Here is a 10972-nt window from a genome sequence, read left to right as displayed (position 1 = left end):
AATCACCGCCTGATAAATCGCCCCAGTCGTCACGCTATTGAGCCGCGACATCGAGGTATCGGTAAATCGCTCGTAATGTCCTAAGTCTAAATCTGTCTCTGCGCCATCTTTAGTGACGAATACTTCGCCATGCTGATAGGGACTCATCGTGCCCGGATCGACATTTATATAAGGATCGAGCTTTAAAATCGAGACTGAATAGTTGCGCGATTTGAGCAATCGCCCCAAACTCGCCGCGACAATCCCCTTGCCAATACTCGAAACTACGCCACCAGTGACGAATACAAACTTAGTCATTGTTTTTGGTTTTCTCTTTTACCCGATTACTTGCGTAGACGGCAAGCCGTTCGACTAGATCATTGTAAACCACTGGCTGCCAATTGCTTCGTGCTACGTCGATCGGAGATGGGAGTTGGGAGATGGGAGATGGGAGTAAGAAGACAGATCCCCGACTTCTTAAAGAAGTCGGGGATCTAGCGTAATTCTGAGTAAATCATCTCTAAATTCGGCAACGCTAGAACAGGCTCGATCGAGTAGATTTGGCACAATTAAGCTAAAATGCTGAATTGTGCATAGGGGCGATCGAAAAGTAACTATATTGTAATTGAATTTTTCCTGTGGACAAATTCGAGCGAGCTGCTGAGGATGAGGTGATGTTGAGGACATGAATTAATTGCTGCTGAAGCTTAGACATTACCTCAATAAAAGCGGCTCTTTCCCCTCGATCGTGCCGATCTTCGAGATGGGTAGATCGACATCGATTCATAGAGAAAACTCAATTAATCGTAAAAATAAAAATTTGTCAAGTACGTATTACCATCTTTCAGATTGAGTGGTTAGGAAGTAAGGTAATTTTAAAAACTAAGCCATTTTGCTTAGTTATGAGCGTAACGAGCGGAGATGCTCGACTAAATAATAGTTCATCCCTAGCAATATTCCGACTCATCTCAATTCATTTGAGAGTTGAATCACTGCAAGCATCGATCTTGCAAATTTATTTTTTTTTAAAATCAAGAACCCCGATCGTGAAAAACACATCTCTGTCATTGCTTTCCCGCAACCGTTCGATCTTTGCGTCCTTATTAATGGCTGCTGTGGCAACCGTCAGCCAAACCGACAAAGCGGCGGCTTTCGATCTGAAATTCAATGCTACGACTGCTGTGGCTACTGATGCAGATTACATCGCTGCCGATCCTTTTGGCTTTGGCTTTGGTGCTGGCTATAGCCGCTCTGCAATTCGTTACACTAACGTTGCGCCCGGTGTTGCTGGTGCATTAGGTAACGGACTCGATGCCGTATTTACCGCCACAGCCAAGGGAACTAATTATTCTTTTGTAGAGCACATTCCCAATTTCCGCTCGGCTACTACTACTGCCCCTACTACTACTGCGGCAGCCTACCAGGATGCAGCATTCCTATATCAAATTGCTGGTACGAGTACTGCTGGTGCGACTGGACTTGGCAAGGGCGGACTAGACTACAAGATCGAGCTGTTTGAACGTGGCACTAACACCCGCTATACCGCAGATGCGTTGCGCTTGCTAGTCTACGACGTAGATGGAGAAGGTGCTGGCACGACTAACCTAAGACAAGATGAAGCGGTACGAATTGCCAAAGGTGCTGGTTTAGTCGGTTATCAAGTTGGTAGCTCCGCTCAAGCATTAATTCCGACCCAAGATGCCACCAGCTATCTTTTCTCTGGACGAGGTATCAACGTAGCCGAAACCGATAAAAGTGGGGCTGCCATCTTTTATTTCGCGAATGTGAACCAAGTCAATTTCCAATTTGAGGCAGATACTCTAGCCCCATCATCAGCCGATCCTAATCCCGTATTTAGTGGCATTGACGGCGATTTAAGCTTATATGGTACGGGCGCGTTAACTGGTTTCGCAACTCGTGTCGATACCAGTGCTACAGCCACGGCAGTTCCGGAACCCTTTACTATTATCGGTACCCTTGTGGGTGGTACAGCCGCCTTGCGGATGAGAAAGAAACTCAAAGCCGATAAAGCCTAAATCGGGTAACTAACTACCCCTCTAATTCTGGTAATTCTGTCTGAAGCTGGATATCCCCATGATTATTGAGTCCGATCGTCCTCAATAGTGATGGGGATTTAATTTAGGCACGGAGATATTAATCAGATTTTTTTAGATCTAAGCCATTCCCGCACGACTCGATCGACTGGAATTGATTTATTATCTACTTGGTAATTCATCTGTTGAATATCTTGAGTCGAAATTGCGCCAGCTAATCGATCGATAACCGTTCTAAGTTCGGGATGTTTTGTAAGAATTGCCTGATTAAATACGGGTACGGCTTGATAGGGTGGGAAGTACTTTTTATCGTCTGCTAGAATAACTAAATCTAGGATCGGAATTAAACCATCGGTAGAATTGGCAGCAATTAAATCGACTTGATTTTGTTTAATGGCTGGGTACATGAGGCTAAATTCCATCTGTTGAATTTTAGCAAACTTCAGACCGTAAATTTTTGATACTGCGGGATAACCATCTTTACGTTCGAGAAATTCGTAGCCAAATCCACCGCGCATTTGGGGCGTGTATTTAGCGGCTTCCGATAGGGTTTTAATTTGCAATCTTTGGGCATCGGCTTTTCTGATAATAAAGGCAAAGGTGTTGTCAAACCCCAATGGTTGCATGACTGCTAGTTGAAACTGGCTGGTATATGCTTTAGTAATATTATCGAGAACCACTTGCGGATCTTTGATGGGTTCTTGTTTTAATACTGCGGTGAGAGCGGTTCCGGTATATTCGACATAGCCTGCAATTTTGCCAGTTTTTACAGCTTCGTGACAGATAAATGTCCCACCGAGATTTAACTGGCGAGTGACTTTTAATTTAGTATGATTTTCTATCTGTTGGGCTAATAGTTCGCCGAGAATAATTTGCTCGGTAAAATTCTTCGATCCGATCGCGATCGTCTCTGGCGATCGCACATAATTACTACCGAGCGCAATCGCCGTTAATAAGGCAAATACACCGCCGATAATCGCATATTTACGATCGAACTTATCCAGTCGAATTGGTTGCTGTCTGAGCCGAGTTTCTACCCAGCCCAGACTTAAATCTAGCCCCAGGGCGATCGCGGCTGCGGGGATAGCTCCGGTTAAAATCAACCGATTATCTAACGTCGCCAATCCCCTGAAAATAAATACCCCCAATCCACCACCACCAATCGCTGCGGCAATTGTCGCCACGCCCACAGAAATCGCAGCGGCGACTCTAATTCCTGCTAAAATTACGCTAGAAGCTAGGGGAATTTCGACTTGGGTTAATAGTTGCCAATCGGTCATTCCCATCCCCGTTCCGGCTTCCTTAATTGCCGGATCGATGCTGGTAATGCCAATATAAGTATTCCGAATTATTGGAAGTAAGGCGTAAAGAATCAGTGCGACAATTGCCGGATTTTGACCGATACCACCGAGGAAGGGGACAGAAATTAAAAAGCCAAATATTGCCAGACTGGGGATAGTTTGCAAGCCATTCGCAATACTCAGAATTGGGGTAGCTAGTTTGGGATTGCGAGTAATGACAATTCCTAACGGAATACCGATCGCGATCGCGATTACCATCGCCACTGCAACTAAAAATAAATGTTCGCCACTACGCAATAAAATTTCCGAACTATCTATATTTGAAAACAAAATTATCTTCCTTTAAAATTATCACTCTATCGCCTACCTCCTCCTCCCGATCTCCCATCTCCCATCTCCCATCCCCCATCTCACCCCAAGCAAGCAATAAAAGCTCGTGCCTCTGGATGCTGAGATTCGAGTAATTCTGCCTTTGTTCCTAATACTACTAATTCACCTTCATACATCAACCCAATCCGCGTACCCAAATAAAAAGCTTCTTGAATATCGTGAGTGACAAACACGACTGTTTTACCTAACTGAGTTTGTAAAGATCGAAGCTGGCATTGTAATTCCAACCGCGTAATCGGATCGAGTGCGCCGAAAGGTTCATCCATTAATAAAATTGGCGGATCGGCAGCTAAAGCTCTTGCCACGCCTACCCGCTGACGTTGCCCACCAGAAAGCTGATGAGGATATCGATGTGCGAATATTTCGGGTGCTAATCCTACCAAGTTTAACATTTCATAAACTCGTGCTTCAATTCGATGTTTTTGCCATTTTTCTAAAGCTGGAACGATGCCGATATTTTCACTAACATTAAAGTGAGGGAATAAACCAATATCTTGAATTGCATAACCAACTCGCCGCCGCAATTTAATCTCATCCCAATCATGCGTCGATCGATCGTCTACCAATACTGTACCCGTCGTCGGCATTAATAATCGATCGATTAATTTAAGCGTCGTAGTTTTGCCACTCCCACTCCGCCCCAACAGCACGATCGTTTCCCCTCGATAAATAGTAAGATTTAAGTGAGATAGTATCTGTCGATCGTTAATCTCAAAGCCTACATCTCTAAATTCAACAGCAATTTCTGACGATTGGGGCATAAGGTGGGAGTAAGGAGTAAGAAGTAAGAAGTAAGAAGTAAGAAGTAAGAAGTAAGAAGTAAGAAGTACGGAGTCCTTGCTTCGTTTGGGCACCGCCCTCAAATGAATTTGCGGATGCGCGCTCGTCGGGTTTCCCGACGGTTTAGCGCACCAAGCGGGGGCTAATAGCAAAAGTTCGTTGAAACGAACTAATCAATTTAGCAGTTCTCTTCAGAGAACTTGAGCTATTAGCCCGTTGGCGTAGCCTTTCGGAACGAAACACTTTAGTTCAGGGCGGTGCTGGAGCGGAGCAAATCAACTGTCCTTATCCCGAACTCCCATCTCCCATCTCCCATCCCCCAACTCCCATCCCCATAAAGCTAGAATACAGAGGCATAGAATATCCCTAGCTCGATCGTATGCTTGCACCTACTTCCACTCCCACCCGCACCCATCGCCCTTTATTACTCGCGCCAGCGGGGAATTGGGAATGTGCCAAAGCAGCCGTCGAGAATGGCGCGGATGCCATCTATTTTGGGTTGGAGCGGTTCAATGCCAGAATGCGGGCTGAGAACTTCACAGAGGCAGATTTGCCCGAACTGATGTCATGGTTGCATCAGCGGGGAGTTAAGGGATACGTGACGCTGAATACTTTGGTATTTACGCAAGAATTACCAGCCGCCGAGCAGTATCTCCGCAGTATGATTTTAGCTGGTGTTGATGCGGCGATCGTGCAAGATGTCGGTATTTGTAAATTAATTAGACATTTATCGCCAGATTTCCCAATTCATGCTTCGACGCAGATGACGGTAACGAGTGCGGCGGGGGTCGAATTTGCCCACGAATTAGGCTGCAATTTAGTTGTATTAGCACGAGAATGTTCGCTTAAAGAAATCGATAAAATTCACGAACGACTGGAAGACGATCGAATTTCCATGCCGCTCGAAGTCTTCGTGCATGGCGCATTATGTGTCGCTTATTCGGGGCAATGTTTGACAAGTGAATCTTTAGGCGGTCGATCGGCAAATCGGGGCGAATGCGCCCAAGCTTGCCGGATGCCGTACGATCTGATTGTGGATGATGAGCTATATCATTTGGGCGATAAGAAATATCTCCTCAGTCCTCAAGATTTGGCTGGCTTAAATGTCCTACCAGATATTATTAAAAGTGGCGTAAGTTGTCTGAAAATTGAAGGACGACTCAAAACGCCTGAATATGTAGCCAGCGTGACGCGAGTATATCGATCGGCGATCGATAAAATAGTGGCAGATTTAGAGCCACAATTCGATGCGAAACCAGACACGTATAACCTCGAAATGGCATTTTCGCGGGGGCTATATACAGGCTGGTTTGAAGGTATCGACAATCAAGCTTTAGTACATGCCAGATTCGGAAAAAAACGGGGCGTATATTTAGGCGAAGTCATTCGAGTTTATCCCGATCGCGAGGCAATTACCATTAATCCGATCGCGCCAATTAAACCGGGCGATGGCATTGTTTTCGATTGCGGGCATCCTGAAGATCGCGAAGAAGGCGGACGCGTTTATGAGGTATTTACGAATGGAGACGAAAGCACAGAAATCATGCTGGCGTTCGGACGCGGTAATGTTAATTTTCGCCAAGTCTATATCGGCGATAAAGTTTGGAAAACCAGCGATCCAGAATTAGACAAACAAATTCGACAAACTTATGCAGGCGAAGTTCCTCAATTTCAACGTCCGATCGATCTCGAAATACATGGAGAAATCAACCAACCATTAACCGCGATCGCCCGCGATGAAATCGGACATACAATTAGAGTAGAGTCCGAAATTTTATTAGCCACCGCCCAAAACCAACCCCTCACTACCGAGAAATTAAGTTCCCAATTAGGACGACTGGGAAATACACCGTACAAACTCGGAAATCTGACCAATAATTTAGTTGGCGATCTGATGTTACCCGTCAGCTCACTCAACCACTTACGCCGCGAATTAGTTACTAAACTTACCGAAATTCGCGCTCGATCCAAACCCTGGCAACTCACACCCGATCGTCAATTAACAGACATCCTCCCCGTAATTAGTAACGCCACCTTAAACCCGCCTCAACTGCACATATTAGTCCGCAAACTAGATCAAATTCCCGCCGCGATCGCATCCGGAATATCCCTAATTTATTGCGAACTAGAAGACCCCCGTAAATACAGCGAAGCCGTCGCCCTGGTCCGCGCCGCCAAACAGCAGCAAACCAACCCGATCCAAATATTTGTCGCCCCACCACGCATTACTAAATCCGGCGAAAATTGGATTTTAGAACAGGTGCGATCGAGCGATGCCGATGGTTACTTAATCCGCAACTACGACCACCTAGAAGTTTTTAAAAACGAACGCTGCGTTGGCGATTTTGCCCTCAACGTCGCCAATCCCCTCACCGCCGACTATTTTTACCAAAACTATAACTTCGATCGTCTCACAGCCTCCTACGACCTGAACATCGACCAATTAACCGCCCTGATCCGCAACTGTCCCCGCGATTGGTTTGAAGTCACCATCCACCAACACATGCCCATGTTCCACATGGAACACTGCGTCTTTTGTGCCTTCTTATCCACAGGTACCGATTATACCAATTGCGGTCGCCCCTGCGAATCACATCAAGTCAAATTGAAAGATCGAGTCGGCACCGAACATATCCTTCACGCCGATGCGGGTTGTCGCAATACCGTCTACAACGGTGTCGCCCAAACTGGCGCGGAATATATCCACCGTTTAATCGAATTAGGTGTCTATAATTTCCGGTTAGAATTTGTCAATGAAACCCCCGCAGAAGTCAGCCAAACGATCGCCTATTATCAACAATTATTAGGCGGTCAAATTAGCGGTGCCGAATTATGGAAAGGTCTAAAATTAAGCAACCAATTAGGCGTAACGCGCGGCTCATTAGGAGTGCAAGATCGGGAATAATTACTAGCAATATCCGTGTCAGAGTTCAGAGCAGATATAATGGTAATTATCCAGGTGAAGTAAGGGAAATGCCCGATGACAATCGCCACAACAAAGCGCATCGCGATCGAAGAATATCTTACATATAATGATGGCACGGATACTCGCTACGAGCTGGTGGATGGGGAGCTAGTTCGCATGTCATTAGGAACAGGCGAACATGGCGATATTAGTGAATTCCTCAACGATCGATTTAAGGCTGAAATTAGGCGATTGGGGCTGGCTTGGGTTGCTAAAGACATGAAAATTGCAATTCAATCGCCTAGAGGCACCCGCTGGGAGACGGCTAGAATACCAGATGTAGTGGTGCTACCCTTAGCACAATGGAATGGCTTAAAAAAACGCGAATCTTTGATTCCATTAAATGAACCGCCGCCGTTATTGGTAGTAGAAGTAGTAAGTCCTTCGACGGTAACGGTAGACTATCGCGCAAAACATAGCGAATATGCAGTCTTAGATATTCCTGAATATTGGATTGTCGATCCGATCGATCTTAAAGTAACTGTTTGCATACTCAAAGATGGAGCCTATAATAATGTCATATTTATCGGCGATCTTACGATTGTTTCGCCGACGTTTCCAGAGTTAGAATTGACAGCAATTGAAGTGCTAAATGCCGGAACATAAATTCCATCCAGTCAGGAATCATGACAGAGAGCAAATCGGAACATAGTCAAGATTATATCGATTCTCCACCGGAATTTATCACTGATGCCGCAGATGTAGATATTCTCACCGAACTCATGCAACGCGAACCGATTTTCCACCACCCAGAATTCGGTAGAACGCGCCAAGAATTAGAGAACATGACAGATGCCGCATTTTGGGAAATTGGAGCCTCCGGTCGCCGCTATAGTCGGGATTATACATTAACAGAAGTAGCGAAACGCTATCAAGATTCAGCATACTGTGGCATCCACTCTGCACCCGAAAATACTTGGCAAACAAAAGACTTTTATTGCTGCAAAATCGCCACCGATAATTATCTGCTTACCTATACTCTCATTCAATCAGATCGCGTGACTCGACGCACGACTCTATGGCGACGAGCTAACACTGGCTGGAAAATATTATATCATCAAGGCACGATCTTCCAGGATGAATAATGTATGATAAAAAGTGCAAATGTTGATTTCTACTACTCGATCGGTAGTCGTTATTCATATCTGGCATCTACACAAATTGATGCCCTCAAAACAGCAACTGGCTGTCACGTCGAATGGCATCCAATTAACAGCGCAAGGCTAATTTCTCAGCGCGAACACAATCCATTTGCAAGCAAACCTTCGGGACAATATGAATGGAATTATCGCGAACTCGATGCCCAGCGGTGGGCTAAATTATACGGAGTCCCGTATCTAGAACCTCGCGGTAGAGTGCAATTTGATTCCGAATTACTCGCACGATCGTGTGTGGTAGCAAAGCAGTTTGGCAAAGTAGCAGAATACAGCCACTTATTATTTGCCGCAATGTTTCAAAATTCACTAACCCAAATTGACGAGCGCGAATGTATCGATCGTGCCGAGATTTGTGGTATTTCTACTAAAGATTTCCAGATCGCTCTCAAAGCACAAGAAACCACGAATCAGCTCGATGAAGCGATCGATCGTGCTATTAATGCGGGAGTGTTCGGCGTACCAACATTTATCGTAAATGGCGAACTTTTTTGGGGTAACGATCGACTAATTCTGTTACGTAACTACTTATATAACGACTTTAACTCAAGTTCCTGCTTTTCTCCGCTGCTGAATTTCTAAAAGCTCTTGTTTGAATTCTTCCCTAACCGTCAAACCTTCATCTGGATCGGGGATGATATCTTCTAGTGCCTCCGCAACAGTTTCCCGAATTAGGGTTTTGAGTTCATCAGTCGTGAGGTCTTGGACTTGCATAGCGATCGATTTAGATAACGACTCTAACTCAAGTTTAGCCTAAATATCGTTAGTGACGATCGCGATCGAGTCTTCAAGCTAAAAGAGTTTGCTAAACTAAGAGAACATTTAACTATAATTCGTTCCAGCTATGAGCATCACGCTAAATTCCGAGCAAGAAACAATGGTTGCCAATTTAATTGCCACAGGTAGCTTCCAAACGGCTGACGAAGTACTGCAAGTGGCATTAAAGCTGTTGGAGAAAGAACGGCAATTAGATCGGGCTTGGATCGCTCAGACTCGCGCTCTGGTAACAGAGGGAATTGAATCGCTCGAACGGGGTGAAGGTGTTGATGGCGAAACGGTAGTGAATGACTTATTGGCAAAATTGCGACAGGCTAAAGAGGTTCAAGGGTGAGCGAGTACATTATTTCACAACCTGCGATTCACGATTTGGAGTCGATTTCATCATATTTTGCAGATTTAAATATTGAAGCGGGAGAAAAGTTTTTACAGGGATTTAACAAACGCTGTCAACAACTTGCAAGCTTTCCTAATATTGGTCGTAGCTACGATGATTTACAAGTCGGGCTGAGAGGATTACCGTTGGAAGGGTACGTTATTTTGTATCGTGTGACCGAAGATCGAATTGAGATTGTTCGTGTTGTCAGCGGCAGACAGGATTTACGATCGTTATTCGATAAATTGAATTAATCGATAGAATCTATGAGGCTTAATTCAAAACGGCTCACAAGGAGACAGGTTCAAGAGCTAATAGCTTTAGAGGGAAAGTTACACCAAGAATTTACAAATATTCTTGAGGAAACTTACATGACTGGCTATAAAAATCAACCTCAAGTCTATGAGCTATCAGATGACCGATTTTTATTTGTTTTCGATCCTAAAGAAATGTCGATCGGTGGTAGAGGTGATATTTATACCAGAGCATATTTTTCACTATCAATTCGACGAACACAGAAAGTTAGAGAAGACCATGCTAACGGTCGTATTCATACCACTGACCATTGGATCTATTATTCAAAATATAAAGAACAGCTTGTTAACAAAATTGACGAATTAATTGATGAACTAGGAAATTGTTTGGATGTTTCGCGCGATCTGCTAAATTTTTCATATAGAAGTCTGGATATTTTGTCTAGTAAGTCTGAAGATTATGGACTTGAAAAGGTTCAGGCTGAACTCTACGATAATTTAGTTGCATATGTAGGAGAAGTTATCCGACGAAGATTAAAAGGTCATTGGATTGTTAGAGAAAGCTACCAGGGTCATCAGTATCCACTCATCGATATAAAAGATGGTGTAAGTCCTATCCTTGTGGTATGGCAATGCTTAAATGAGATCGAACAAATAAATTTACGAAAAGCATGTACTAGGGAAATACGACGAGCTTCATTAAGTTATCGGTAAATTCAAAATTATGCGGTCGATTCCCAATTAACGATCCGAACGACTGAATTATCCATCTTACCAATGTTATTTCATACAGCTTAACTCTCTTCGTCTAAAGTTGATAAAATACCTTCTAAATCTCTTGCCCCATGTAAAACTCGCAAAATCTCAACTCGATCGTCTTGCACGCGATAAAATACTAAATAATCTTTAAAGTTTTTAATGCGCCATTGACGCACTTCTCCC

At 44.3% G+C, this 10972-nt stretch carries 13 protein-coding genes and 1 pseudogene; 8 read left to right on the top strand and 6 right to left on the bottom strand.

Annotated features, from left to right (window positions below; genetic code table 11):
• Together Q0R35_RS15880 and Q0R35_RS15875 are read right to left on the bottom strand one after the other, a co-directional pair.
• Positions 1–297 (bottom strand): annotated as a pseudogene (locus Q0R35_RS15880) (CTP synthase); the annotation flags it as partial.
• A gap of 256 nt (positions 298–553) precedes the next feature.
• Positions 554–766 (bottom strand): hypothetical protein, encoded by a 213-nt coding sequence (locus tag Q0R35_RS15875; RefSeq protein WP_295620491.1) that lies wholly within the window; start codon positions 764–766, stop codon positions 554–556.
• Positions 767–1025: 259 nt separating this feature from the next.
• Between Q0R35_RS15875 and Q0R35_RS15870 the strand changes: the two genes are divergently transcribed.
• Positions 1026–2015, top strand: coding sequence for a PEP-CTERM sorting domain-containing protein (locus Q0R35_RS15870; protein ID WP_295620487.1), 990 nt, complete (start codon positions 1026–1028; stop codon positions 2013–2015).
• 122 nt (positions 2016–2137) lie between these two features.
• Here Q0R35_RS15870 and Q0R35_RS15865 read toward each other — a convergent pair whose 3' ends face one another.
• Complete coding sequence (locus tag Q0R35_RS15865; RefSeq protein WP_295620484.1) at positions 2138–3664, bottom strand: glycine betaine ABC transporter substrate-binding protein; 1527 nt, start codon at positions 3662–3664, stop codon at positions 2138–2140.
• Positions 3665–3744: 80 nt separating this feature from the next.
• On the bottom strand, positions 3745–4485 hold the full coding sequence (locus Q0R35_RS15860) for an ATP-binding cassette domain-containing protein (RefSeq protein WP_295620482.1): 741 nt from the start codon (positions 4483–4485) through the stop codon (positions 3745–3747).
• Positions 4486–4883: 398 nt separating this feature from the next.
• On the opposite strand from Q0R35_RS15860, the gene Q0R35_RS15855 reads away from it, so the two are divergent.
• The 4 genes from Q0R35_RS15855 to Q0R35_RS15840 all read left to right on the top strand — a co-directional run bounded on the left by Q0R35_RS15855 (position 4884) and on the right by Q0R35_RS15840 (position 9205).
• Entirely contained in the window at positions 4884–7409 is a 2526-nt protein-coding gene (locus tag Q0R35_RS15855) for a U32 family peptidase (RefSeq protein ID WP_295620479.1), read from the top strand.
• A 75-nt stretch (positions 7410–7484) separates the two neighbouring features.
• Positions 7485–8075, top strand: a complete 591-nt coding sequence (locus Q0R35_RS15850) for a Uma2 family endonuclease (RefSeq protein ID WP_295620476.1) — start codon at positions 7485–7487, stop codon at positions 8073–8075.
• 20 nt (positions 8076–8095) lie between these two features.
• Complete coding sequence (locus Q0R35_RS15845) at positions 8096–8554, top strand: hypothetical protein (protein WP_295620473.1); 459 nt, start codon at positions 8096–8098, stop codon at positions 8552–8554.
• 3 nt (positions 8555–8557) lie between these two features.
• Positions 8558–9205, top strand: a complete 648-nt coding sequence (locus tag Q0R35_RS15840) for a DsbA family protein (protein ID WP_295620470.1) — start codon at positions 8558–8560, stop codon at positions 9203–9205.
• On the opposite strand, the gene Q0R35_RS15835 is transcribed toward Q0R35_RS15840, so the two are convergent.
• Positions 9170–9337 (bottom strand): hypothetical protein, encoded by a 168-nt coding sequence (locus Q0R35_RS15835; protein WP_295620467.1) that lies wholly within the window; start codon positions 9335–9337, stop codon positions 9170–9172. The genes Q0R35_RS15840 and Q0R35_RS15835 overlap by 36 nt on opposite strands.
• 130 nt (positions 9338–9467) lie before the next feature.
• Between Q0R35_RS15835 and Q0R35_RS15830 the strand changes: the two genes are divergently transcribed.
• From Q0R35_RS15830 to Q0R35_RS15820, 3 genes are all read left to right on the top strand, one after another.
• The gene (locus Q0R35_RS15830) at positions 9468–9734 is read left to right on the top strand and encodes a type II toxin-antitoxin system ParD family antitoxin (protein ID WP_295620464.1); all 267 of its coding nucleotides are present in this window, start codon (positions 9468–9470) and stop codon (positions 9732–9734) included.
• Positions 9731–10030, top strand: coding sequence for a type II toxin-antitoxin system RelE/ParE family toxin (locus tag Q0R35_RS15825; RefSeq protein WP_295620461.1), 300 nt, complete (start codon positions 9731–9733; stop codon positions 10028–10030). The genes Q0R35_RS15830 and Q0R35_RS15825 overlap by 4 nt, the downstream gene beginning before the upstream one ends.
• 117 nt (positions 10031–10147) lie before the next feature.
• Positions 10148–10744 carry a hypothetical protein gene (locus tag Q0R35_RS15820; RefSeq protein ID WP_295620458.1) on the top strand — a complete coding sequence of 199 codons (597 nt, stop codon included), beginning with the start codon at positions 10148–10150 and terminating at the stop codon, positions 10742–10744.
• Positions 10745–10824: 80 nt separating this feature from the next.
• Here the strand turns inward: Q0R35_RS15820 and Q0R35_RS19600 are convergent, their stop codons facing one another.
• Positions 10825–10965, bottom strand: coding sequence for a type II toxin-antitoxin system RelE/ParE family toxin (locus tag Q0R35_RS19600; protein ID WP_366944918.1), 141 nt, complete (start codon positions 10963–10965; stop codon positions 10825–10827).
• Between the last annotated feature and the right edge of the window lie 7 nt (positions 10966–10972).

The organism is Chamaesiphon sp. GL140_3_metabinner_50 (assembly GCF_025361915.1).
Lineage (GTDB): Bacteria > Cyanobacteriota > Cyanobacteriia > Cyanobacteriales > Chamaesiphonaceae > Chamaesiphon.
This window is presented reverse-complemented; position numbering and strand designations above follow the sequence as displayed.

Excerpts from the sequence above, each read along its gene's own strand:
- Q0R35_RS15875 (WP_295620491.1), bottom strand. The coding sequence starts at position 766 with ATGAATCGATGTCGATCTACCCATCTCGAAGATCGGCACGATCGAGGG.
- Q0R35_RS15860 (WP_295620482.1), bottom strand. The coding sequence starts at position 4,485 with ATGCCCCAATCGTCAGAAATTGCTGTTGAATTTAGAGATGTAGGCTTT.
- Q0R35_RS15855 (WP_295620479.1), top strand. The coding sequence starts at position 4,884 with ATGCTTGCACCTACTTCCACTCCCACCCGCACCCATCGCCCTTTATTA.
- Q0R35_RS15850 (WP_295620476.1), top strand. The coding sequence starts at position 7,485 with ATGACAATCGCCACAACAAAGCGCATCGCGATCGAAGAATATCTTACA.
- Q0R35_RS15845 (WP_295620473.1), top strand. The coding sequence starts at position 8,096 with ATGACAGAGAGCAAATCGGAACATAGTCAAGATTATATCGATTCTCCA.
- Q0R35_RS15840 (WP_295620470.1), top strand. The coding sequence starts at position 8,558 with ATGATAAAAAGTGCAAATGTTGATTTCTACTACTCGATCGGTAGTCGT.
- Q0R35_RS15835 (WP_295620467.1), bottom strand. The coding sequence starts at position 9,337 with ATGCAAGTCCAAGACCTCACGACTGATGAACTCAAAACCCTAATTCGG.
- Q0R35_RS15830 (WP_295620464.1), top strand. The coding sequence starts at position 9,468 with ATGAGCATCACGCTAAATTCCGAGCAAGAAACAATGGTTGCCAATTTA.
- Q0R35_RS15820 (WP_295620458.1), top strand. The coding sequence starts at position 10,148 with ATGACTGGCTATAAAAATCAACCTCAAGTCTATGAGCTATCAGATGAC.